Genomic DNA, 22,152 nt, shown 5'->3' on the forward strand with positions numbered 1-22,152 from the left:
CGTCAGCACGATTCGCGGCTACATCATCCGACGGAACAAGCACACCACCGACGAGCACCTACCATAGCCAGGGCGAATGTCGCCCGACGCACACTGCGGGGCCCTTCACCAGAGGCGCAGGAAACTCCGGACGTCATCGAAACCGTCGAGTGCCCGCCCGTCCACGTCCGACGGATCCGCCTCGGCACGCGCCGACAAGGAGCGCGCCGACGCAACGGACTCATCGCTGAGCCGCCCGAATCGCCGAGCGGTATGTCCCAGGCACAGCCCGGCCAGCCCGAGCAGCGGGCTGCCGGACACAGCCCGCGTTCCGACCTGCACACACCAGTGCTCGACGAACTCCCGATCGTCGTCGTTCAAGGCGCTGCCAACCAGAGCATCCGCCGCCTCGGACTCGTACGCGCGGTCTCCGAGTGCCCGCTCCAACACCGCGACTACCACCTCATGCGGCAGGGCAGGAGGATTGTGGAAGCTCCGATGCGTATGCATGCCGCGAGATTATCCATCCCCCGCAGGCCCCCGAGCCATGACTCGACAGGGCGAACGTTGGCCGACGCGGGCACCAGCGCAACCACACCGGCCGAACGCCGTCGTTCAAGCGAAATGAACCGAGCCTCGAGCAGCCCGAGCCGACAGCCAGCCAGCCACCACACGCGTGCGCCGCGCAGCGAGCTTCGATACCGACGCACCCAGCGCACCGTAACCACGTCTTTCGAGCGAAGCGAGACCGAGCATGCGCCGTTCGCGGCGCCGCAGGCGCTGCCAAAAGTTACGGCACGTAGCGCCGCAACCGTCTTGCCGCGAATTCCCTGAAGTACGAGAGCTTCTCGGCCGGGACGATGGCCGGGAGCAGGAAGTACCAGGCGCGCTCCATCCGGACCGCCATCTGGTCGATGGATTCGGTGCCGACGGCGATGATGTGCACGCCCGCGGCCATCTCCTGCCACAGCAGGCCGATGACCTCGGCGTCCAGGTCGGCGATCAGGTCGCCCTGGGCGATGGCCCGTTCGGCGAGCAGCCGGTAGGTGTCGCCCCAGTTCTTGGCGATGTTGTCGCCTTGAGCGCCGCGGTAGTCGCCGATCTGGTGGGTCAGCTTCAGCATGGCGCCGACCATCGGGTCGTTCATCGATAGATCGGCGACGACGTAGGTGATGCCGATGCACGCCTCCAGCGCGGGCACTCGCGGATCGAAGAAGCCCTGACACGAGCTCGTCAACCGCTCGTTGCCCTGGTCGACCACCGCGCGCGCCAGCTCCTCCTTGGAGCCGAAGTGAAAATACAAGGCGCCCTTGGTCACATTGGACTGCGCGATGATCTCGCTCAGGCTCGCATTCGCATATCCCAAGCGCAGAAAGACATCGGCAGCGCCTGCCAGGACGGAGTCGCGGGTGATCTCCGCGCGCGCTTGCCTAGCCATCAGATCCGCCTGTCATCCCAAAACCAGCCATCCTGAAGTAGACCGACATCCCGAAGTTGACCGACTTACCGCCCGAACAGCACCCAAAGGATGGGTGAACCGTACCACCAGGCGCGCGTCCAGCAGCCAATTCGAGCATTCGGCGAGACCCGTCGCGCAATTTGCTGGTTAACAATTCGGGTCACTCACCGGCGCCCGCGCGCCATTCCGAACTCAGCTGCGGATCGGCTTCCAGATGGCTCAGCCCGTTCCAGCACAGGTTCACCAGGTGGGCCGCCACAACCTCTTTCGAGGGTTTGCGCTCGTCCAACCACCAGGTGGCGGCGGTGGCGACCTGACCGACGAGCGCCTGCGCGTAGAGGGTGGACAGACTGGTGTCGAACCCGCGCCGCTCGAAATCTCCGGCCAGAATGTGCGCCACCTGATTCGTCGCTTCGTTGAGCAAACTGGAGTACCTGCCCTCGGCCGCGGCGGCGGGCTGATCTCGCACCAGAATTCGAAACCCGTCGGTCCGTTCTTCGATATAGGTCAGCAGCGCCAGCGCGACCTGTTCGAGCCGGATGCGCGACCGGTTCTGGGTGAGCGAGGAGGTGATCATGTCCAGCAGCATCGACATCTCCCGGTCCACGACGACCGCGTACAACCCCTCTTTGCCGCCGAAATGTTCGTACACCACGGGTTTGGAGACCTGGGCGCGTTGCGCGATCTCCTCGATGGAGGTCGCGTCGTAACCGCGTTCGGCGAACAGCGCGCGCCCGATCTCGATCAGCTGCTGGCGCCGCTGGGTGCCGGTCATCCGTGGCCGGGACACTCGATGCGACTCACCCGAAGACACCCCTGCTCCTCCGCCCTTCCCGCGTTGTTGCCGGTCGTGAGTGCCTCGACGGTTCTCTTCGAGCCGACGGTCGCATGCCAGGACGGGACCGCGGGCGAGCCCGGCGATCTGCCCTTGTGCGTGCCTGGTCAGCCGTCACATCGGGGCTCCGACGCACGACATCGACATTCGGATACCACTGTCCCAGACCGGTCGGCAGTCCGCTTCTCCGGGGCGAGGGGACGCGGGGCTCCGTTGTGGTCGGTGGCCTATAGCGGTAGCCCGCCCGGGCGCTGCCCGGCCGAGGACAGGAGAGCTCCCGCGCTGGTCCGGCCCGAATACCAGATGCCGCGCGGGGAACAATTCGCGGGGAGGCGGGCGAGTATGCGAGGATTCATCCCGTGCCATGGCACAGCGGCGGGGGTTTCGCCAACCGCCGGTGTGGCAATCCGCCGTGGTGTAATGGCAGCACATCTGATTTTGGTTCAGAGAGTTCAGGTTCGAGTCCTGGCGGCGGAGCTCGAGAGCACGATGACTTATCGTTGGCCCGCACATCGCTGACCAAGCACGACGACGCCCAGCACGAGGACAGGCAGCCGAGGGAGATCCATGCCACAGCAGACCGCCGTCGTCGTTCTCGCAGCCGGTGCCGGGACACGAATGCGGTCGAAGACCCCCAAGGTCCTGCATTCGCTGGCCGGTCGGAGCATGCTCGCGCACGCGCTGCATGCGGCGAACGAGATCGACCCCGCGTACCTCATCACCGTGGTGGGGCACGATCGCGAACAAGTCGGCGCCGCGGTGGCCGCGGTGGCCGACGATCTCGGCCGGGAGATCACCCCGGCGATCCAGGAAGAGCAACTCGGCACGGGCCACGCGGTGCAGTGCGCGCTTGCCGCCCTGCCGGTCGGCTTCACCGGCGACGTGCTGGTCACCTCCGCCGACGTGCCGCTGCTGGACGGGCACACCCTGGCCGCGCTGCTCGATGAGCACCGCAGCTACGCCGAACGCCCCGCGGTCACCGTGCTGACCTTCGTGCCGCCGGACCCGAATGGTTACGGCCGCATCGTCCGCGACGCCGAAGGCCAGCTCGCCGAGATCGTCGAACACGCCGACGCCACCCCGGAACAGGCCGCGATCACCGAGGTCAATTCCGGCGTGTACGCGTTCGACGCCGCGGTGCTGCGCACCATGATCAGCCGCCTGTCCACCGCCAACGCCCAGCACGAGCTGTACCTGACCGACGTGCTGCGCCTGGCCAGGGAGGCCGGACACCCGGTGCACGGCGCACGCCTGGTCGACGCGGCCAAGGTCACCGGCGTCAACGACCGCGTGCAGCTGGCCTCGGCGGCGCGCACGCTCAACCGCTACATCCTGGAACGCCACATGCGCGCGGGCGTCACCATCATGGATCCCGCCTCGACCTGGGTGGACGCCAGCGTGCGCATCAGCAGGGACGCCGTGATCCTGCCCGGTGTGCAACTGCTCGGCAACACCGTCGTCGGCGAGGACGCCGAGGTCGGCCCGGACAGCACGCTCACCGACGTGGTCGTCGGCGACGGGGCGAAGGTGATCCGCACCCACGGCGAGGGGGCCACCATCGGCCCGAAGGCGACCATCGGCCCGTTCGCCTACCTGCGGCCGGGCACCATCGTGGGCGACACGGGCAAGCTCGGCGCGTTCGTCGAGACCAAGAACGCCTCGATCGGCGCGCATTCGAAGGTCCCGCACCTGACCTACGTCGGCGACGCCACCATCGGCGAGCACAGCAACATCGGTGCGTCGAGCGTCTTCGTCAACTACGACGGCGTGACCAAGCACCACACCGTCGTCGGCTCGCACGTGCGCACCGGCAGCGACACCATGTTCGTCGCGCCGGTGACGGTGGGTGACGGAGCCTATACGGCGGCGGGTACTGTACTGCGCAGAAACGTTCCGCCCGGAGCTCTCGCGGTGTCCGGTGGACCGCAGAAGAACATCGAGGGCTGGGTGCAGCGACACCGTCCAGGGACGGACGCGGCGCGCGCGGCGGCGGAAGCCATCGCGGCCAAGGAGATGTCGGGTCAGGCAATAGAGCAAAAGGATGGCAAACAGCAGTGACCGCGTCATGGATGGACAACCAGAAGAACCTGATGCTCTTCTCGGGACGCGCTCATCCTGAGCTGGCCGAGCAGGTCGCCAAGGAGCTCGACGTCCACGTCACGCCGCAGGTGGCACGGGACTTCGCCAACGGCGAGATCTTCGTCCGGTTCGAGGAGTCGGTGCGCGGCTCCGACGCCTTCGTCCTGCAGAGCTTCCCCGCGCCGCTGAACCAGTGGCTGATGGAGCAGCTCATCATGATCGACGCGCTCAAGCGCGGCTCGGCCAAGCGGATCACCGCGGTGCTGCCCTTCTACCCGTACGCCCGCCAGGACAAGAAGCACCGCGGCCGTGAGCCCATCTCGGCCCGTCTGGTCGCCGACCTGCTGAAGACCGCGGGCGCGAACCGGATCATCACCGTCGACCTGCACACCGACCAGATCCAGGGCTTCTTCGACGGCCCGGTCGACCACATGCACGCGCAGGTGCAGCTGGCGGAGTACGTCCGCACCAACTACAGCCTCGAGCACATCACCGTCGTCTCCCCCGACTCCGGCCGCGTGCGCGTCGCCGAGAAGTGGGCCGACTCGCTGGGCGGCTCGCCGCTGGCGTTCATCCACAAGACCCGCGACCCGCTGGTGCCCAACCAGGTCAAGTCCAACCGCGTGGTCGGCGAGGTCGAGGGCCGCACCTGCATCCTGATCGACGACATGATCGACACCGGCGGCACCATCGCGGGCGCGGTCAAGGTGCTGAAGGACGCGGGCGCCGGTGACGTGGTCATCGCCGCGACCCACGGCGTACTGAGCGAGCCCGCCGCCGAGCGCCTCGCCAACTGCGGCGCCAAGGAGGTCGTGGTGACCAACACCCTGCCGCTGTCCGAGGAGAAGAAGTTCCCGCAGCTGACCGTGCTGTCCATCGCGCCGCTGCTGGCCCGCACGATCCGCGAGGTCTTCGAAAACGGCTCCGTGACCGGCCTTTTCAACGGAAACGCATAGAGCTCGTACCGCGAGAACGGCGGCTCGGACTACGGTCCGGGCCGCCGTTTTCGTGTCCGCGTTAGCCGCGGCGATCAATGGGGATACTGAGGGTATGGACCGTGATCCGTTGGAGACCGAGATGGGGGACGACGACCAAGAGGACGAGATCCGCGAGTATCAGCGCAACATCGAGGATCCGCCCGACGAACTGCGCATCCGTTACCACGAGGACGAGGACGACGGCAGGCTCGGCATCGGCGACGAGCTGGACCAGGAGTGGACAGCCCGCGACTCGCGCGCCCAGGACGAGGCGGACGACCGGTCCGCGGAGGTGGCCGCGATCGAGATCGTCGACGACGAGGATCTCTGAACCCGCTCCGTCCCCGACGCGCCTGTAGCAATCGGCTATGACGACGCGCTCACCGTGGTAGGCATAGGTTGCGTGACCGGGACGACACGAGGAGGGTGCGATGAGCACGCCGAAGGATCCGGACCACACCGACGACGAGCAGCGGCCGCCGGAGTCACCGTCATCGAAGCCGACCGGGGAAACTCCCGGTGCCGAGCCTGTCCAGCCATCGACCGGCTCCACCCCTGCGCAGACACCCGGCGAGCGACCCACCGAGCACGATCCGGCCGCCGCGCGACCACCGGAGCATGAGCCGGGCTCGGCCGACCAGTGGTGGCAGTCGGGCGGCCAGCCGCCCGCCGAACCGCTCGGCGGTCAATGGGGGGCCGAGCCCAGCGGTCAGCCCGCCGAACCCCGGCCTTGGGGCGCCAACGGCGGGGGTGAGCAGCAGTCCTGGGGCGCCGAACCCGCCGCGCCGGGGGCTCCCTCGCCGGGTTCCGGGCCACAGCCTCCCGACGAAACGACGCAGCGGTTCACGCCGGACGAGCACACGCAGTACGGGTCGGGCGGGCAACCGCCTTATCCGCCGAGCGGGCAGCCCGGGGACTTTCAGCAGCCGTATCCGCCTCAGCAGCCGTATCCGCCGACCGGGCAGCCTCAGTACCCGCCCGGCGGTGGATATGGCTATCCACCCTCCGGATCGCAGCAGCCGCAGTACGGCTACCCGTCCTATCCGCAGCAGGGGTACGAGCCCTATGCCACCCCGCCGAAGCAGCCGACCAGCCAGGTGTACTCGATCATCGGCTTCGTCTGCGCGATAACCGCGGTGCTGTTCTGCCCGATCTTGTTCGGCCCGGCCGGGATAATCCTGGGCATCATCGGGCGCAACAAGGGCGAATCGCTCGGCAAATGGGCAGCGATCGCTGCGGCCGTCGGGATGGTGATCGGCCTCATCGTGGGGTTCGTCGTGTTCGGCGGAGACATCACGACGTAGATTTTCGGTATGCGTCTATCGGGTGACATCAGCGCGGCGGGTGTGCGGGCATGACCGGATTCGCGGGTTTCCCGCTCGCCGGGCTGGACTTCTACGAAGACCTGGAGGCCGACAACTCCAAGGCGTTCTGGACCGAGCACAAGAAGATCTACGACGAGTCGGTGCTCGCGCCCATGAAGGCCCTGGTGGCCGATCTGGAGCCGGATTTCGGGACCGCCAAGATCTTCCGGCCCTACCGCGACGTCCGGTTCGCCAAGGACAAGTCGCCGTACAAGACCGCGCAGGGCGCCGTGGTGCGCGCCGCGGCGGGGGTCGGCTGGTACGTCCAGATCAACGCCGGGGGTCTGTTCGTCGGTGGCGGTTTCTACCAGGGCTCGTCCGAGCAACTCGCGCAGTTGCGCGCCACCATCGATGACGAGGTGCGCGGACCGGAACTGGTGGCGATCCTCGCGAAACTCACCGACGCGGGCTTCACCATCGGCGGCGAGAAGCTGAAGACCCGACCCAAGGGCTACGACGCCGACCACCCGCGCATCGACCTGCTGCGGCACAAGTCGATCACGTGCGGCCGGGAATTCGGCGCGCCCGCCTGGCTGGACACGCCGCGCACGGCGAAGGAAGTCCGCGCCGCATGGGAGACGATGCGGCCGCTGGTCGAGTGGCTCGGGGCGGTGGTCGGCGGCGCCCCGTCGTGGTGAGCGCCGCCGATCGACACGTGGTCAGCGCCGCCCGGCGAGCAGCAGCGCGAAGCGATCGTCCGGATCGGTCCACACGTGTCCGGTGGCGAAGCCCGCGGCGGCGAGTTCGCCTTCGAGGCCCTCGACGCGGAACTTGGCGGAGATCTCGGTGCGCATCTGTTCGCCGCGGCCGAAGCGCACGGTGAGGTCGAGATCGCCGACCGCGACGGTCATGTCCTCGCTCGCCTCCAGCCGCATCTCGATCCACTCCCGTTCGGCGTCCCAGACCGCGACGTGCCGGAATTTCTCCGGCGCGAAATCGGCGCGCAGGCGAGAGTTCAGCACGTGGAGGACGTTCCGGTTGAACTCGGCGGTGACGCCCGCCGCGTCGTCGTAGGCGGGAACGAGTACCGCCGGGTCGGTGACCAGCCCGGCCCCGAGCAGCAGTTGCTCCCCCGGCTCGAGCAAGTCGTGGATCCTGGCGAGGAACTCCGCCCGTTCCGCGGGGACGAGGTTGCCGATGGTGCCGCCGAGGAATGCGATCATCCGGCGTCCGCCGCGGGGGAGGTTGGCCAGCGTGTCGGTGAAGTCGCTGACCACGCCGTGCACGGCGAGCCCAGGGAACTCGACCGCGACCTCGTCGGCGGCCGCCCGCAGCGCTGCCGACGAAACATCTTGCGGTACATACTTCTTCAACGGCCCGCGCGCGCTCAGAGCGGTGAGCAACAGGCGCGTCTTCGCCGCCGATCCGGCGCCGAGTTCGACCAGTACCTCCGCTTGGGCGGCGTCGGCGATCTCGTCGACCACCCGTTCGAGCAGCGCGCGCTCGGTGCGTGTCGGGTAGTACTCGGGCAGCTCGGTGATCCGCTCGAACAGCTCGCTGCCCTTGGCGTCGTAGAACCATTTGGGCGGCAACCATTTCGGGTTCGCGGTCAGGCCCAGCCCGGCGTCCGAGCGGAGCGCGGTGTTCAGGTCGTCTTCGGTCAGGTGGATGTCCAGCGTGACTGCGGTCATGGCACCGGCCTTTCGGGTCAGAGGAGGGGGTCGACGGACAGCGCGCCGGGCCTGGCGCTCACCAGGCTGCGGTCCGGGATCGACTGCCAGCGGGGGTCGTCGTCGAACGGTTCGGAGGACACGAGTGCGAAATCGTCGGTGACCAGCACCGACAGCGAGTGGTGGCAGGTGGTCGCCCACAGTTGCGCACCGTCGGAGAGCAGGAGGTTCAGGCGTGCTTCCGGCGCCCGGTCGAGGATCGCGGAGACGAGCAGCCGCAGTGCCGCCGGAGCCGCCGACCACTCGCCGTCCGGTGCGCCGGTCGACAGCAGATCGCACAGCAGCACCCACAGCGTCGCCGCGTCGGTGGCAGATTCGGCCTCCAGCAGCCGCGCCGGAGAGAACAGGTCCTCGGCGCCGAGCCCGGCCGCGACGACCGCGAATTCGGCCGCCACGCCGGTCAGGGTGCGGCGCCAGTCCGGCACCACGCCGTTGTGGCTGAACGCCCAGCGGTCGCGGGTGAACGGCGCGCACGCGGACCGTTCGACCGGCATGCCGACCGTCGCCGAGCGCACCGCCCCGAGCACCGCGGCGGACTCCAGTTGCGGCAGCACCTCGTCCACGGCCGGGTCGGTCCAGATCGGCTCGGCGTTGCGGTAACGGCTGGCGGTGACCGTGTCGTCCGGCGTGACGCTCCACCAGGCGACGCCGAAACCGTCGGCGTTGATGGTGCCGCCGTGACGCATGTCGCGCGGCGCCCACGCCTGGGTGCGCAGCGAATGGGAGCCGAGGGTCAACATGTCGCCCACCCGCACCGGCGGGCCGACGTAACCCAAGTGTCTACACATCCGCACCCGCCGGGGCCGACGTCGCGGGGCGCGGGCCGCTCGCCGCGGGACCGCGGCCGCACCATCGCCCGGCACGACGGGCGGCGCTCACTCCCCTTCTCCGGGCCGCAGATCCCGCGCCAGGCGGAACCCGGCGAAGATCTGGCGACGGATGGGATGGTCCCAGTTGCGGAAGGTGCCGCGGCAGGCCACCGGATCGGTGCCGAAGGAACCGCCGCGCAGCACACGGTAATCACCGCCGAAGAACACCTCGGAGTACTCCCGGTACGGGAACGCCCGGAACCCCGGGTACGCCTCGAAACCCGAAGCGGTCCATTCCCACACGTCCCCGATCAACTGGTGCACGCCCGCGGGGGACGCGCCGGCCGGATACGCGCCCACCTCGGCGGGTTCCAGATGCCGCTGCCCGAGGTTCGCGGTGGCGACGTCGGGATCGGCGTCGCCCCAAGGGAATCGACGCGAGGCGCCGGTGGCCGGATCGAACCGGGCCGCCTTCTCCCATTCCGCTTCGGTGGGCAGGCGCTTGCCCGCCCAGTTCGCGTAGGCCTCGGCCTCGAACCAACACACGTGCACGACCGGCTGCCGCGGCCGCAGCGGGGTCATCACGCCGAACACCCGCCGCCACCAATGCCCGGACGGATCACGCTCCCAGAACTGCGGCGCGACCAGGCCCGCCTCGACGCGATGCGCCCAGCCGCGCTCGGACCAGAGTTCGGGGCGTTCGTAGCCGCCGTCGTCGACGAAGGCCAGGTACTGCTCATTGGTGACCGGCGCGGCGTCGATCGCGAAGCCGGCCACTCGCACCGGATGGGCGGGGCGCTCGTTGTCCAGCGCCCACGGGTCGGTGGAGGTGCCCATGAGGAATTCCCCGGCGGGGATCACGACTTCCGCGCCGACCGCCGCCGTCGCGGCCGGGGCGTCCGCCGCCGAGAGCACGGCGGCGCCGGTGCGCAACTGGTGGGTGGCCAGCATGGTCTCGTCGTGCTGCTGCTCGTGCTGGGCGATCATGCCGAAGGCGAATCCGTCGTCGATCAGTGGACGGCCGCGCAGATCGCTGCGCTCCAGCACGTCCAACACCTTGTCGCGTACGGTGCCGACATAGTCGCGCGCCTGGGCGGGATCGAGCAACGGCAGCGTGGGCCGGTTCGCGCGGGCGTGTTTGAAGGCGTCGTAGAGTTCGTCGATGTCGGCGCGCACCGGGTCGCGTCCGCCGACGTCGCGCACGAGCCAGAGTTCTTCCTGATTGCCGATGTGCGCCAGATCCCAGACCAGCGGGCTCATCAGCCGGGAATGCTGGGCCACGAGTTCGGCTTCGTCGACGCAGTCGGTGAGCGTGTGGGTGCGCAGGCGGGCGCGCGTGAGAACGTCGGCGATCCGGTCCCTGAGCTGTTCGGTGCCGAAGTTGTCGGTCGGGGCGGGTTGGAAAGTGGTCACGAAAAACATCTCCGGGATTCATGGGGGTCGGCGGCGGCGATTCGGCTGGCGGCGGCCCGGTGGGCCTGCGTGGCGCCAGGGCAGCGCGGCTGGTTCACGTGGCGACTCCCGGAAGCCGCGGGCTCGGGGCGTGCTCGATGTCGTCCTCGGTCGGGGTGCGACCGCGGTGACATCGTTCGGCGGCGGACTCGACGGCGCGGGCCGCCTCGTCGGTCGCGGTGTGCTCGGCCGCGAGACGCAGCAGGGCGACCGCGCCCGCCCGGATGTCCGGATCAGCCAATCCGTAGCGGGCGGCATCGACCCAGCGGCCCGCCAGCGGCGCCGCGATCGAGCTCGCCTCAGCGACCACCGACGGGCTGGACATGAGCGCGTCGAACACGTGCACGGGAATGGTCCACGCGTCACCGGGCTGCGCGTCGATGTAGCGGACCTCCAGGTGGCCGGACGCGCGTACCGGCGGGAACAGCGTGGTGAGGTGATAGTCGAGATCGCCGGTGTCGGGGCGGCGGCCCACCTCGTCGTCCAGCGCGCCGGACAGCCAGTCGGCGAAGGTGGCCCCGGGCGGCGCGGACCATCCGTCGGCGTCGCCGCATTCCGCCGCGCCGTCGGGTCGGCGCACGCACAGCAGCGGCACGTCCAGCGCCCATCTGCCGTAGGCGGCCACCGGATCGGTCCAGTCCAGCACCGGCGGACGGGTGCGCGTGTTGTCCAGCCGCAGCCAGGCCCGCATGCGCTGGGAGGCCCACGCTCCGGGCGGCGCGCCACGCAGGACGGGTGAACAGGCGAAGGCGGCAAGCAAGGCCGGGCCGACGGCATACAGGGCAGTCCACCGCGCGGTGACGTCCGCACGGTCGGCGCCCGCGTCGACGCTGACCTGGGCGGCCGCGGTGTTGCACATCATCAGCTTGCCGAACGGCCCGATGCCGCCGAAGGAGCGCTCCATCGCGCGATAGCGCGGCAGTTGAAGCAAGCGTTTGGGGCGGCGGTCCGCGTCGGCGGCGACGGAAACGGGGCGGATGGACCGGGATTCGAGAAGTTCCCGCAACAGGCGGGCATCATCGCGCAGTCGATCACACAGCTGCGCGGCAGCTTCGTAGGGAGCGCTGGAGAGTTCGATCTGACCACCGGGTTCGAGAGTGACCCGGCTGCCCCCCGGCAGCGCGAGCGCCGGCGAATCAGGGGCGATGGACCGTGGTGCGTACGGTCCGAGAGCGTCCGCCAAGGCGGACAGTTGGGGGCGCGGAGCGGCCGAAGGTCCGGACGCCGAACACTCACCCTGCACCGTGAGCCATTCGAGTTCGGCGCCGATCAGTGTGGGTGGTCCGAGCTTGAAGCACACCCCGCCGATATAGGCCTCCGCCGCCGCGCGGGAGGACAGTTCTCCCTGCTCGGTGGCACAACCGGCCGACTCAGGACTCTCGAGCGTGACCGCCATGGCCAACCTCCAGTGGGCGTCGGGACGTTGTCCGCTGTTCTTCGGTTATCGCCATTCGGCCCGGTGGTATTCCACTCACGGGCCGAAATTCGCGTGCGGCGATCCATCCAGCGTAGCCATGCGGACCGACAAGAAACCGACATGAAGCCGAACAATCGACCCGATAAGGTCGGCTCCATGCTGGATGACGCTCGCGTACGAGCCGACACTCCCGGATGCGTGTCCGGGCCGGAACCCGGACCCGTTTTCCTCGACAGCGCCGGCTCGTCGCTACCGCCGCGGGTCGTCACCGACACCGTTGTCGCGCATCTGCTGCGGGAAGCGGAGATCGGAGGTTATCGCGCCGCGAATGAGCGGCTCGACGATCTCGCCGACGTCAAGACCGCGATCGGGGCGTTGATCAACGCCGAACCCGAGAGCATCGCGCTCAGCGACAGCGCCACCCGATCCTGGGCGGACTTCTTCTACTCGGTCCCGCTCGCGGCGGGCGACCGCATCCTGATCTCCGAGGCGGACTACGCCAGCAATGCCATCGCCGCCTTGCAGCGCGCCCGCGCCACGGGCGCCACGGTGGAGCGGATTCCGAGCGACGGCAGCGGGCAGATCGACCTCGACGCGCTCACCGCGCTGGTCGACGAACGGGTCAAGCTGGTTTCGATCCTGCACGCGCCGACCAACGGCGGGTTGGTGAACCCGGCCGCGGAGGCGACCAGGATCGCGCACTCGGTCGGCGCGCTGGTGCTGCTGGACGCCTGTCAGTCCGCCGGGCAGCTGCCCTTGGACGTGGCCGAGCTCGGCGTCGACGCCTTGTCGGCCACCGGACGCAAGTGGCTGCGCGGCCCGCGCGGCACCGGATTCCTATATCTGCGGCCCGAGTTGGCGCGCTCCATGGAACCAGGACGGCTCGACCTGCACAGCGCGGAATGGACCGGCCCGCACGACTACCGGCTCGCGCCCGACGCAGGCCGTTTCGAGTTCTGGGAGAACGACGTCGCGGGCCGCCTCGGCCTGGGCGCCGCCGTGCGGTATCTGCTCGAACTGGGCCCGGAGAACGTCTACGCCGCGATCGCGGCCCGCGCCGAGCACCTGCGTAAGGCGCTGCCGGAGATTCCCGGCGTCACCGTGCGCGATCTCGGCATCCGGCACAGCGGCATCGTGTCGTTCACCGTCGACGGCGTCGAGTCCGTCGAGGTGCGCGACCGGCTGCTGGCGCAGGACATCACCGTCACGGTCAGCCACGCGGGCTCGACCCTGCTGGACATGACCGGCCGCGGCCTGGCCTCCGTCGTGCGCGCTTCGCCGCACTGCTTCGTCGGTTTCGACGAGCTCGATCGCTTCGTCGCCGCGGTGGCGCAGCTGCGCGCCTGAGCCGCGAGCGCCACGGAACGGTCAGGTCAGGTGCACGGCCAGTGCCCTGGCCACCAGAGCCGCCGCGTCCGCTCCCGGGTCGACCAGGCGCAAGCTTCGATTGGCCTGTGCGGTGGCGATGCCGTGCACATTGGTCCACAGGGCGATCGCACGGTGGCGCGGGTCGATCGCGCCCGATTCCGCCGCCGCGCCGACCAGCTCGGCGAACCGCGCGAACAGCGGCAGGCTGACCGACCGCAGATTCTCGCCGGAGCCTTCGAGCAGGTCGTGCCGGAACATCAGGGTGAACATCTCCGGCCGCCGCGCGGCGAATTCGATGTACTCGGCGCTCATCCGGGTGAGACGATCGCGCGCGGCCCCGGCGTCCACCGCGGCGAACCGGTCCGCGAGATCGGCGAAACCGCGCGCCGCGATGGCGGCGAGCAGTGCGCGGTGGGTCGGGAAATACCGCCGCGGCGCGCCGTGCGAGACGCCCGCGGCCCGGGTGATGACCCGCAATCCCAGTCCCGCGGCGCCGACCTCTTCGAGCAGGTCGACACCGGCGTCGACCAGTCGATCTCGTAGCGACTCGCTCTCGGCCATGCGGACATTGTCTACGCCTGTCGCCGTGTGACCGCACACCGGGTGTAGACAGTGTCTACGCGATCGGGTAGACAATGTCTACGCTCAATGTCCCGGGAGGTTTACGTGTGGTACCCGATGTTCAAGTACGTCCTGCTCGGTCCGCTGCTGCGGCTGCTGGGCAGGCCGACGGTCGAAGGACTGGACAACATTCCGCGAACCGGACCGGTGATCATCGCGGCCAATCATCTCGCGGTGATCGACTCCCTCTACCTCGCACTGGTCGTGCCACGGCGCGTGACGTTCCTGGCGAAGCAGGAGTACTTCACCGGAAAAGGCGTGCGCGGCCGGATCAACCGCTGGTTCTACTCGGTCTCCGGACAGGTGCCGGTCGATCGGACCGGCGGTGACGCGGCCGCCGCGGCGCTGGCCGCCGCCACCCGCATCCTGACGGACGGCGGGGTCTGGGCGATCCATCCCGAAGGCACCCGTTCCCCCGACGGCCGGATCTATCGCGGACGCACCGGCACCTTGCGGGTCGCCATGGCCACCGGCGCGCCGGTCGTTCCCGTGACCCTCTCCGGCACCGATCGGGTGAACCCGCGCGGCAGCCGTCTGCTGCGTTTCGGCAAGGTGCGTATCGCGTTCGGCGCGCCGCGTCGCTATCCGCCCGCCGAGCAGCGCCAGACGGTGCGCGCCGCGACCGACGAGTTGATGCGCGAACTGGCCGCCCGCTCCGGCCGGTGCTACGTCGATCGTTACGCCGCAACCTTTCCGGCCGCTGTTTCGCGCCCCTGACCTGCGCCCCTGGAAATGGGGTTAACGCTGGGCCACTATGGCGTGATAGTCGGGGGAGGCCGGTTCCCGGCAACGGTTGGTGATGGAGGAGTTGGGACTTTGAGCAGATTCACCGACGAGATGTATGCGACCGCACAGACCTCCGAGCGCGGCCTGGTGACCGGCGAGCCCGGCGCCCCGCTGCGGCGCACGTGGTCGGAGATCCACCGGCTCGCCCGGCGCATGGCGGGCGGGCTGGCCGAAGCCGGTATCGGGCACGGTGACGCGGTCGGCGTGCTCGCGGGCATGCCGGTCGACATCGCCCCGGCTTGCCAGGCCATCTGGATGCGCGGCGCGTCGATCACCATGCTGCACCAGCCGACTCCGCGCACCGATCTGGTGGTCTGGGCGCGCGACACCGAAACCGTGCTGACCATGATCCGGGCGCGCGCGGTCGTGCTCGGCGCGCCGTTCGAGGCGGCCGAGCCGCTGTTGCGCGAACGCGGCATCACCGTCGTGCGCATCGACCAGCTGCCCGGCGGCCCCGACATCGATCCGGTGCCCACCGCCGAGGGCGATATCGCGTTGCAGCAGTTGACTTCCGGCTCGACCGGCTCGCCCAAGGCGGTGCGGATCACGCACGAGAATTTCTTCGTCAACGCCTACGCCATGTTCGACCGGGTGAAATTCCAGCTCGCCGACGATGTGATGGTCAGCTGGCTGCCGCTGTTCCACGACATGGGCATGGTCGGATTCCTCAGTGTTCCTATGCAATTCGGCGCCGAAGTGGTGTGCGTGACGCCGCTGGACTTCCTCACCAAGCCGCTGCTGTGGGCCGAGCTGATCAGCAAGTACCGTGGAACTGTCACCGCCGCACCGAATTTCGCGTACTCGCTGCTCGCCCGGCGGCTGCGGCAGGCCGACGAAGGCGCGTTCGACCTCAGCAGCGTGCGGTACATGTGGAACGGGGCCGAACCGGTGGACCCGGACACCATGGAGGCCCTGGCCGCGGCCGGAAAGCGCTTCGGCCTCAACCCGATGGCGCTCACCCCGGTCTACGGCATGGCCGAGACCACGCTCGCCGTGTCGATCCCCGACCCAGGGCACGGACAGGTGCTCGACGTGATCGACGCCGACCTGCTCGAGGCGATCGGCAAGGCGGTGCCCGTGCCGGTGGAGCACGGCCAACCGGCCAACATCCGGCGATTGCCCACCCTCGGCTATCTGGTCGACAACCTGGAGGGCCGGATCGTCGACAGCGAACGTCAACCGTTGCCCGCCCGCTCGGTGGGCGTGATCGAATTGCGCGGTCCCGCGGTCACTTCCGGCTATGTGACGGTGGACGGATTCCAATCGGCCCGGGACGACGAGGGCTGGCTGGACACCGGCGACATCGGCTACTTCACCGACGAGGGACTGATCGTGGTGTGCGGCCGGATCAAAGACGTCATCATCATGGGCGGCCGCAACATCTACCCCACCGACATCGAGCGCGCGGCGGCCAGGGTGGCAGGCGTCCGGCCGGGCAACGCGGTGGCGGTGCGCCTGGACGCGGGCCAGAAGCGGGAGAGTTTCGCCGTGGTGGTGGAGAGCGGCAGCCACCAGGATCCCGACGAGGTCAAGCGCATCGAGCGCGAGATCGTGCACTCGGTGTTCGCGGAGGTCGGCGCGCGGCCACGCACCGTCACCGTGCTCGGTCCCGGCGCACTACCGAAGACCTCTTCCGGCAAACTGCGCAGGGCCGCGACCGCCATGCATCTGCCGCGCGGCTGAATACGTCCGGAGGGACGGTCACATCGAACGGCTTTTCAGCGGTTGCCCCGCCGATCGGCACGACGTCCGACGGCTTGGACCGCCGGGAAACGTTCGGCGAAACCGCGCAGTAGCTCGAGTGCGCCGGTCATGGGTTTCCCGACCGTGAGCTCGTCTATTGTTCGGTACAACCGCTCTTCGACCTCGGCGACACGGGAGGAGAGCTGCTCTCCGGCAGGCGTCAGCGAGAGCGTGACTCGCCGACGATCGTCCGTCGCGGATTCTCGCTCGATGAGGTCCATGGCGACGAGGCGATCGACCAGCCTGCTGGGACTTCCACCGGTCTCGCAGACCAGAAGTTCCCCGAGTCCGGCCAGAGTCAGGGGTTGATGGTCGGCCAGCACCCGCAGAACCTCGGCCTGAGAGGGAGTCAACCCCAACGGCCGCAGTTCGGCCGCGAGCATTCGATTACCTTCCCGCTGGACAGCCAATACAAGGTAGCGCAACTCTTCGGCCTGCCGCATCGAAAGGCCTCCTCACCACGTGACTCGATGTATTGATGCCGTGTAATCGGATCACACGGCACTCACCGCCTGAGACCGGCCCCTCGCGACGGCGGACAGCGGCCGAGCCACGAACACCCTCCCTCAGCGACAGTCCGGGTAGTACCGCGGCTGCGGCACTACCCGGCGCCGGATCCTTACGACTCATGCGGGTGTGAAACTCGGCCGGGTCAGGCCGACCTCCTGGAGGAACTTCTCGACTGTCTGCGCGTAGGTTCGCGGATGAGAGAAGCGGAACATGTGTCCGGTGCGGTCCAAGACGACCTCGCGGGCGTCCGGGATTCCTTCGCGCAGAACTGTCGCGGCTTCCGGACCGATCAGCACGTCGTGCGAAGGAGTCAAAATCAGCGTCGGCACCTGGACCCGACCGAGACCAGCGGTGTAGTCGGCGTTCAGTGCGGCGACCGCGCGGGCGCCGAACGAGGCCGCGGGCGTGTTCTCCAGGAAGAACTGGCGACTATCGCTTTTACTCCAGGGAATCTGACCTTCGTTGTCATGCGGCGAGGCCAGATTGTGAGCGTGGGCGCGAAGCGCCACCTGCCGATAGAGAGGGCCGCGCATCTTCCCCATCACACGCATGGCCGCCTTGAGCACCGGCGAGGAAATGGGATTGGCCGCGAATCCACCGGACAGGACCAGACCCCGCAGGCCCCGGGGTCGGCGCACCGCGAGCGCCAAGGCGACATTCGCCCCGAATGAGTCGCCGACCAGCACGTACTCATCCAGATCCGCCACTTCGGCGGCGACCGCGTCGGCATAGGTTTCCATGTCCGCCACGGCCTCGGGCAGTCGCATCGTGCGCATGGGCCGGTCGGCCAGCGGGACGAGCTGTTCGAGCTCCCACGGTGCGCCGGAGAAGCAAGGAACGAAAACAAGCGTTGGGTTACTCATGCCATTAGATTACACGACATACATGTCGTGTAATCTACTATGTGCGCAGCGTCACACCTCATGCGTCCAATGCTATTCAATGTCGCATAATTTAATGACATGACATGCATTAGCGGATACATGTCTCCCGATCGAATGCGGTGGACGCCATGGGTGCGATCGACGCGTTCGCGATCCCTGGTAGAGCCGGAAGGTCCGCGCAGCCGCCACTCGCGGTCACCGAAGCCGCCGTCATATCGGCGTCCCGAACAGTGGATTTATCGCGAAGTATTAGCGGCCTTCGTCGCCGAGGTCGGCAAGGAAGCCCGCGAGCCGGGGACGTCGGAGGACGACCGCGCCCCTGCCGTGATGATGCGGCCGAGTTCTGGCGAAGACCGACCCGTTCTGGGCGGACAGCGCTTGCGGCTCAGTGCAATTGGTTCTGCGCGGTCTCCAGCCCGACGCGCAGCAGCAGTTCCACCGCGTCGGCGGCCTGCTCGATGATCACCGGGACCTCTTTGCGCTCCGGCGTGGAGAACGGCTTCAACACGTAATCGGCCGGGTCCTGGCGGCCCGGCGGACGGCCGATGCCGATGCGGGTGCGCAAGTAGTCCTTGGTGGTCAGGGCGCTGGAGACGGAACGAAGACCGTTGTGCCCGCCCTCACCGCCGCCGCGCTTGAGCCGGATGGAGCCGAACGGCAGGTCGAGTTCGTCGTGCACGACGATCACCTCGGTCGGCGGCACGGAGAAGAATTTCGCCAGCGCGGCCACCGGCCTGCCGGACAGGTTCATGAACGAACGCGGCTTGGCGATCAGCACCTGGCGCCCGTCCAGCCGCGCCTGCAGCAGGTCGGCGCCGGATTTCTTGTGCACACCGAAACGGCCGCCGACGCGCTCGGCGAGCACGTCGGCGACCAGGAAACCGACATTGTGCCGGGTGCGCTCGTATTCGGGACCTGGGTTGCCCAGTCCGACGACGAGCGCGGGCCCGGCGGACGATTCGGTACTACTCAGCGCTCTCGCCCTCGGCCTCGCCCGCACCCTCGCCCTCGACGGGCTCGGCGGCCGGGGCGGCGATGACGTTGACGATCAGGGTCTCGGCATCGGCGGCCAGGTCGACGCCCTCGGGCAGCTGCAGCTCGCCCGCGGTGATCTGGGTGCCGGCCTCGACGCCCTCGACGGCGACCTCGATGGCCTCGGGCAGCTTCAGCGCGTCGGCCTCGACGGAGACGGTGGTGGCTTCCTGGGTGACCAGGGTGCCGGGGGCGGCGTCGCCGGTGACGGTGACGTTCACGTCGGCGGTGACCTTCTCGCCGCGCTTGATGATCAGCAGGTCCGCGTGCTCGATGTAGCGGCGGATCGGGTGCACCACGACGGACTTGGTCAGCGCGAGCTGCTTCTTGCCGTCGATGACGAGGTTCAGCACCGCGTTGGTGCCGTGCTCACGCAGGATGGCGGCGAAGGCCTGGGCGTTCACCGACAGATGCTGCGGGTCGGCCTGGTGGCCGTACAGTACGGCCGGGACGTTGCCCGCACGACGGGTGCGGCGCGCTGCGCCCTTACCGAACTCGGTGCGTACGGATGCTTCGAGAAGGTTGACGTCGGACATGACTGGATCTACTCCTACGGCTCTTCCGGGCTGTCAGTTACACGTCAGGGGTGCTGCACACCTGACGGATGGTCTATTCGTCGGGGCGAAGACCGAACAGGGACGGCCGGAAGCCGCGCCGCGTCGATCACGGTGTCGCAAAACTGGTCTGCGGTCACCCTCGCCGAGACAACCCGAACACCATACCCCAGTGCAGAGGCGCTCTTTGAATCGGGTGGTCACCGGCGGTTCGGCCCGCGCTCGAGCGAGTCGCGTACGCTGGCGGGGTTGCCGATCGGTCGTCTGCGAAAGGTTGTCTTGCGTTGAGCGCCTCCCCTGAGGGCGTTGTCGCGCCCGCACCCCGTGGGTTATCCGCCGAGGTAGCCCGCCGGCGCACGTTCGCGGTGATCTCCCATCCCGACGCGGGCAAGTCCACGCTCACCGAGGCGCTGGCCCTGCACGCCAGGATGATCTCCGAGGCGGGCGCGATCCACGGTAAGGCCGGGCGCAAGTCGACCGTCTCGGACTGGATGGAGATGGAGAAGGCGCGCGGCATCTCGGTCAGCTCGACCGCGCTGCAGTTCAACTACCGGGCCAGGGACTCCGATGTGGACAGCGTCATCAACCTGGTCGACACCCCCGGCCACTCCGATTTCTCCGAGGACACCTACCGGGTGCTCACCGCTGTCGACGCCGCGGTGATGCTGATCGACGCGGCCAAGGGCTTGGAGCCGCAGACGCTGAAACTGTTCCAGGTCTGCCGCCACCGTGGCATCCCGGTGATCACCGTGATCAACAAGTGGGACCGGCCGGGGCGGGCGCCGCTGGAACTGCTCGACGAGATCAACGAGCGGATCGGACTCACCCCCACCCCGCTGTTCCTTCCGGTCGGCATCGCGGGGGACTTCCGCGGCCTGCTGCGCCGCGGCCCGGACGGCGTCCCGCTCGAATACATCCACTTCACGCGCACGGCGGGTGGCGCGACCATCGCGCCCGAGGAGTCGATCACCCCGGAGGCCGCGGAGGCGCGCGAAGGCGAGCCGTGGAGCACCGCCGCGGAGGAGAGCGAACTGCTCTCGGCCACCGGCCAGGACCACGACCAGGAACTGTTCCTCGCCGGGCAGACCTCGCCGGTCATCTACGCCTCGGCGATGTTGAACTTCGGCGTGCGGCAACTGCTGGAGACCTTGGTCGCGCTCGCGCCTGCGCCTGGTTCGCGTCGTGACGTCGACGGCAAGCCGCGCGAGACCGGCGACCCGTTCAGCGCGGTGGTGTTCAAGGTGCAGGCGGGCATGGACGCCGCCCACCGCGATCGCCTCGCGTTCATGCGGATCGTATCCGGCGAATTCGAACGCGGCATGGTGGTCACCCACGCGCAGACCGGTCGGCCGTTCGCCACCAAGTACGCGCTGACCGTGTTCGGCCGCGAGCGCGCCACCGTCGACACCGCGTACCCGGGTGACGTCGTCGGCCTGGTCAACGCGACGGCGCTGGCACCGGGGCACACGCTGTTCGTGGACAAGAAGGTGGAGTTCCCGCCGATCCCCTCGTTCGCACCGGAACATTTCGCGGTGCTGCGGGCGCGCAGCGCGGGCAAATACAAGCAGTTCCGCAAGGCCGTGGACCAGCTCGATTCCGAGGGCGTCGTGCAGGTGCTGCGCAACGACATCCGCGGCGACGCGTCTCCCGTGCTGGCCGCGGTCGGCCCGATGCAGTTCGAAGTGGTGACCGCGCGCATGCTCGCGGAGTTCAACGTCGAGACCACGATGGAACACCTCGCCTACACGCTGGCCCGGCGCACCGACGCCGCGTCGGCGGACGAACTCGGGCGGCAGCGCGGGGTGGAGGTGTTCACCCGCTCAGACGGTGCGCTGCTCGCGTTGTTCAGCGACAAGTGGCGGCTGCAATACATCGAGAAGGAGCACCCGGCGCTCACCCTGGAGCCCCTGGTCGCTACGGCCGACTGAGTCAGCCGGCCTCGGACTCCGGCCGCAGCGGCGCGGCGCCGGGGTCGCGTTCGATCGATGAGATGCCGTCCTCCTTGGCGATCAGGCCCCAGCGGCTGGAGGTCAGGCGCAGGCTGGGCAGGTCGCTGAGGGAGAGCACCACTTCGTAGGTGCGTTCGTAGCCGGTGTGCGAGATCCGCCACCGCCCGTCGTCGCAGCGCACGTAGCGGTCGGTGTAGAAGGCCGCGCCGCGCAGCAGCATGTTGTGGCCCGGAATGAGCACCGTGTCGGCGAGGTACCAGGTGCCGGTGGCGGTGTCGCCTTCGACATCGATCTCGGGGTGATCACAGCGGTGTTCGGTGATCACGTGCGGCCCGAGCGTGTTGCGCATGAACGCGATGAAAGCCTCGCGCGATTCGAACTGGAGATATTCGCTGTAGGTCGCGGTCGCCTCGGGGATCATGGTGTCGGCGAAATCATCCCACGACTTGGTGTCGAGAGTGCGCAGGTACCGGTATTTCAACCGCGAGATCGCCGACACGTCGTCCGGCTCCCGCTCCTCGCCGCGAGTCTGGCGTGGGTCGTCGCGCACCCGCCCGAAGTCGATCGGCCCCGCGTCGAAGGGCAGCCGCTCGTCGGCGCGCAGGTCGCCGGGATCTCGTTCGCCGGTGCTCGCCGCCCGCTGACCACGGCTCGGCGCGGGACC

At 68.7% G+C, this 22,152-nt stretch carries 22 protein-coding genes and 1 tRNA gene; 10 read left to right on the forward strand and 13 right to left on the reverse strand.

The window, feature by feature from the left end:
• Window positions 1-105: 105 nt before the first annotated feature.
• The 3 genes from ACIA5H_RS13900 to ACIA5H_RS13910 form a co-directional block, all read right to left on the reverse strand.
• Window positions 106-489: a hypothetical protein gene (locus ACIA5H_RS13900; protein WP_397076268.1), complete on the reverse strand. Its 384-nt coding sequence runs from the start codon at window positions 487-489 to the stop codon at window positions 106-108.
• A 280-nt stretch (window positions 490-769) separates the two neighbouring features.
• A complete protein-coding gene (locus tag ACIA5H_RS13905; RefSeq protein ID WP_159843027.1) occupies window positions 770-1,417 on the reverse strand; it encodes a TetR/AcrR family transcriptional regulator in 648 nt (215 codons plus the stop codon).
• A 181-nt stretch (window positions 1,418-1,598) separates the two neighbouring features.
• Window positions 1,599-2,213 carry a TetR/AcrR family transcriptional regulator gene (locus tag ACIA5H_RS13910; RefSeq protein WP_043731867.1) on the reverse strand — a complete coding sequence of 205 codons (615 nt, stop codon included), beginning with the start codon at window positions 2,211-2,213 and terminating at the stop codon, window positions 1,599-1,601.
• A gap of 466 nt (window positions 2,214-2,679) precedes the next feature.
• Here ACIA5H_RS13910 and ACIA5H_RS13915 point away from each other — a divergent pair.
• From ACIA5H_RS13915 to ACIA5H_RS13940, 6 genes are all read left to right on the forward strand, one after another.
• Window positions 2,680-2,750, forward strand: a tRNA-Gln gene (locus ACIA5H_RS13915).
• Window positions 2,751-2,840: 90 nt separating this feature from the next.
• The gene (glmU, locus tag ACIA5H_RS13920) at window positions 2,841-4,331 is read left to right on the forward strand and encodes a bifunctional UDP-N-acetylglucosamine diphosphorylase/glucosamine-1-phosphate N-acetyltransferase GlmU (RefSeq protein WP_355074505.1); all 1,491 of its coding nucleotides are present in this window, start codon (window positions 2,841-2,843) and stop codon (window positions 4,329-4,331) included.
• 11 nt (window positions 4,332-4,342) lie between these two features.
• On the forward strand, window positions 4,343-5,308 hold the full coding sequence (locus tag ACIA5H_RS13925) for a ribose-phosphate diphosphokinase (protein ID WP_379255422.1): 966 nt from the start codon (window positions 4,343-4,345) through the stop codon (window positions 5,306-5,308).
• A 94-nt stretch (window positions 5,309-5,402) separates the two neighbouring features.
• Entirely contained in the window at window positions 5,403-5,660 is a 258-nt protein-coding gene (locus tag ACIA5H_RS13930) for a hypothetical protein (RefSeq protein WP_379255380.1), read from the forward strand.
• 100 nt (window positions 5,661-5,760) lie between these two features.
• Window positions 5,761-6,633 (forward strand): hypothetical protein, encoded by an 873-nt coding sequence (locus tag ACIA5H_RS13935; protein WP_379255381.1) that lies wholly within the window; start codon window positions 5,761-5,763, stop codon window positions 6,631-6,633.
• A 50-nt stretch (window positions 6,634-6,683) separates the two neighbouring features.
• Window positions 6,684-7,331, forward strand: a complete 648-nt coding sequence (locus ACIA5H_RS13940; protein WP_397076272.1) for a DUF2461 domain-containing protein — start codon at window positions 6,684-6,686, stop codon at window positions 7,329-7,331.
• A gap of 21 nt (window positions 7,332-7,352) precedes the next feature.
• On the opposite strand, the gene egtD is transcribed toward ACIA5H_RS13940, so the two are convergent.
• The 4 genes from egtD to egtA all read right to left on the reverse strand — a co-directional run bounded on the left by egtD (window position 7,353) and on the right by egtA (window position 12,020).
• Window positions 7,353-8,324, reverse strand: coding sequence for an L-histidine N(alpha)-methyltransferase (gene egtD / locus ACIA5H_RS13945; RefSeq protein ID WP_379255382.1), 972 nt, complete (start codon window positions 8,322-8,324; stop codon window positions 7,353-7,355).
• Between the two features lie 17 nt (window positions 8,325-8,341).
• Window positions 8,342-9,151, reverse strand: a complete 810-nt coding sequence (gene egtC / locus ACIA5H_RS13950) for an ergothioneine biosynthesis protein EgtC (RefSeq protein WP_355074515.1) — start codon at window positions 9,149-9,151, stop codon at window positions 8,342-8,344.
• Between the two features lie 87 nt (window positions 9,152-9,238).
• On the reverse strand, window positions 9,239-10,585 hold the full coding sequence (egtB, locus tag ACIA5H_RS13955; protein WP_355074517.1) for an ergothioneine biosynthesis protein EgtB: 1,347 nt from the start codon (window positions 10,583-10,585) through the stop codon (window positions 9,239-9,241).
• Window positions 10,586-10,679: 94 nt separating this feature from the next.
• Window positions 10,680-12,020 (reverse strand): ergothioneine biosynthesis glutamate--cysteine ligase EgtA, encoded by a 1,341-nt coding sequence (gene egtA, locus ACIA5H_RS13960; protein ID WP_379255387.1) that lies wholly within the window; start codon window positions 12,018-12,020, stop codon window positions 10,680-10,682.
• 177 nt (window positions 12,021-12,197) lie between these two features.
• On the opposite strand from egtA, the gene ACIA5H_RS13965 reads away from it, so the two are divergent.
• Window positions 12,198-13,388 (forward strand): aminotransferase class V-fold PLP-dependent enzyme, encoded by a 1,191-nt coding sequence (locus ACIA5H_RS13965; RefSeq protein WP_397076276.1) that lies wholly within the window; start codon window positions 12,198-12,200, stop codon window positions 13,386-13,388.
• A 21-nt stretch (window positions 13,389-13,409) separates the two neighbouring features.
• Here ACIA5H_RS13965 and ACIA5H_RS13970 read toward each other — a convergent pair whose 3' ends face one another.
• Complete coding sequence (locus ACIA5H_RS13970; RefSeq protein ID WP_397076278.1) at window positions 13,410-13,970, reverse strand: TetR/AcrR family transcriptional regulator; 561 nt, start codon at window positions 13,968-13,970, stop codon at window positions 13,410-13,412.
• 105 nt (window positions 13,971-14,075) lie between these two features.
• Here ACIA5H_RS13970 and ACIA5H_RS13975 point away from each other — a divergent pair, with 105 nt between their 5' ends.
• Together ACIA5H_RS13975 and ACIA5H_RS13980 are read left to right on the forward strand one after the other, a co-directional pair.
• Window positions 14,076-14,747, forward strand: coding sequence for a lysophospholipid acyltransferase family protein (locus tag ACIA5H_RS13975; RefSeq protein ID WP_397076488.1), 672 nt, complete (start codon window positions 14,076-14,078; stop codon window positions 14,745-14,747).
• Window positions 14,748-14,846: 99 nt separating this feature from the next.
• The gene (locus ACIA5H_RS13980; protein WP_355074525.1) at window positions 14,847-16,499 is read left to right on the forward strand and encodes a fatty acyl-AMP ligase; all 1,653 of its coding nucleotides are present in this window, start codon (window positions 14,847-14,849) and stop codon (window positions 16,497-16,499) included.
• A gap of 35 nt (window positions 16,500-16,534) precedes the next feature.
• On the opposite strand, the gene ACIA5H_RS13985 is transcribed toward ACIA5H_RS13980, so the two are convergent.
• The 4 genes from ACIA5H_RS13985 to ACIA5H_RS14000 all read right to left on the reverse strand — a co-directional run bounded on the left by ACIA5H_RS13985 (window position 16,535) and on the right by ACIA5H_RS14000 (window position 19,521).
• Complete coding sequence (locus tag ACIA5H_RS13985) at window positions 16,535-17,002, reverse strand: MarR family winged helix-turn-helix transcriptional regulator (protein ID WP_397076281.1); 468 nt, start codon at window positions 17,000-17,002, stop codon at window positions 16,535-16,537.
• 183 nt (window positions 17,003-17,185) lie between these two features.
• Complete coding sequence (locus ACIA5H_RS13990; RefSeq protein WP_397076283.1) at window positions 17,186-17,932, reverse strand: alpha/beta fold hydrolase; 747 nt, start codon at window positions 17,930-17,932, stop codon at window positions 17,186-17,188.
• A 406-nt stretch (window positions 17,933-18,338) separates the two neighbouring features.
• Entirely contained in the window at window positions 18,339-18,953 is a 615-nt protein-coding gene (pth, locus tag ACIA5H_RS13995; protein ID WP_355074526.1) for an aminoacyl-tRNA hydrolase, read from the reverse strand.
• Complete coding sequence (locus ACIA5H_RS14000) at window positions 18,919-19,521, reverse strand: 50S ribosomal protein L25/general stress protein Ctc (RefSeq protein WP_397076286.1); 603 nt, start codon at window positions 19,519-19,521, stop codon at window positions 18,919-18,921. Before ACIA5H_RS14000 ends, pth begins: the two co-directional genes overlap by 35 nt.
• Window positions 19,522-19,823: 302 nt before the next feature.
• Here ACIA5H_RS14000 and ACIA5H_RS14005 point away from each other — a divergent pair, with 302 nt between their 5' ends.
• Entirely contained in the window at window positions 19,824-21,467 is a 1,644-nt protein-coding gene (locus ACIA5H_RS14005) for a peptide chain release factor 3 (protein WP_379255396.1), read from the forward strand.
• Window position 21,468: 1 nt separating this feature from the next.
• Here the strand turns inward: ACIA5H_RS14005 and ACIA5H_RS14010 are convergent, their stop codons facing one another.
• Complete coding sequence (locus ACIA5H_RS14010; protein ID WP_379255424.1) at window positions 21,469-21,987, reverse strand: nuclear transport factor 2 family protein; 519 nt, start codon at window positions 21,985-21,987, stop codon at window positions 21,469-21,471.
• Window positions 21,988-22,152: the final 165 nt, after the last annotated feature.

Origin of the sequence: Nocardia sp. NPDC051900 (genome assembly GCF_044452545.1) — a bacterium.
Lineage (GTDB): Bacteria > Actinomycetota > Actinomycetes > Mycobacteriales > Mycobacteriaceae > Nocardia > Nocardia sichangensis.

What these genes read in the sequence shown, in the direction of transcription:
- ACIA5H_RS13900 (WP_397076268.1), bottom strand. Translation starts at nt 489, where the DNA reads ATGCATACGCATCGGAGCTTCCACAATCCTCCTGCCCTGCCGCATGAG.
- ACIA5H_RS13905 (WP_159843027.1), bottom strand. Translation starts at nt 1,417, where the DNA reads ATGGCTAGGCAAGCGCGCGCGGAGATCACCCGCGACTCCGTCCTGGCA.
- ACIA5H_RS13910 (WP_043731867.1), bottom strand. Translation starts at nt 2,213, where the DNA reads ATGACCGGCACCCAGCGGCGCCAGCAGCTGATCGAGATCGGGCGCGCG.
- glmU (WP_355074505.1), top strand. Translation starts at nt 2,841, where the DNA reads ATGCCACAGCAGACCGCCGTCGTCGTTCTCGCAGCCGGTGCCGGGACA.
- ACIA5H_RS13925 (WP_379255422.1), top strand. Translation starts at nt 4,343, where the DNA reads ATGGACAACCAGAAGAACCTGATGCTCTTCTCGGGACGCGCTCATCCT.
- ACIA5H_RS13930 (WP_379255380.1), top strand. Translation starts at nt 5,403, where the DNA reads ATGGACCGTGATCCGTTGGAGACCGAGATGGGGGACGACGACCAAGAG.
- ACIA5H_RS13935 (WP_379255381.1), top strand. Translation starts at nt 5,761, where the DNA reads ATGAGCACGCCGAAGGATCCGGACCACACCGACGACGAGCAGCGGCCG.
- ACIA5H_RS13940 (WP_397076272.1), top strand. Translation starts at nt 6,684, where the DNA reads ATGACCGGATTCGCGGGTTTCCCGCTCGCCGGGCTGGACTTCTACGAA.
- egtD (WP_379255382.1), bottom strand. Translation starts at nt 8,324, where the DNA reads ATGACCGCAGTCACGCTGGACATCCACCTGACCGAAGACGACCTGAAC.
- egtC (WP_355074515.1), bottom strand. Translation starts at nt 9,151, where the DNA reads ATGTGTAGACACTTGGGTTACGTCGGCCCGCCGGTGCGGGTGGGCGAC.
- egtA (WP_379255387.1), bottom strand. Translation starts at nt 12,020, where the DNA reads ATGGCGGTCACGCTCGAGAGTCCTGAGTCGGCCGGTTGTGCCACCGAG.
- ACIA5H_RS13965 (WP_397076276.1), top strand. Translation starts at nt 12,198, where the DNA reads ATGCTGGATGACGCTCGCGTACGAGCCGACACTCCCGGATGCGTGTCC.
- ACIA5H_RS13970 (WP_397076278.1), bottom strand. Translation starts at nt 13,970, where the DNA reads ATGGCCGAGAGCGAGTCGCTACGAGATCGACTGGTCGACGCCGGTGTC.
- ACIA5H_RS13985 (WP_397076281.1), bottom strand. Translation starts at nt 17,002, where the DNA reads ATGCGGCAGGCCGAAGAGTTGCGCTACCTTGTATTGGCTGTCCAGCGG.
- ACIA5H_RS13990 (WP_397076283.1), bottom strand. Translation starts at nt 17,932, where the DNA reads ATGAGTAACCCAACGCTTGTTTTCGTTCCTTGCTTCTCCGGCGCACCG.
- ACIA5H_RS14000 (WP_397076286.1), bottom strand. Translation starts at nt 19,521, where the DNA reads ATGTCCGACGTCAACCTTCTCGAAGCATCCGTACGCACCGAGTTCGGT.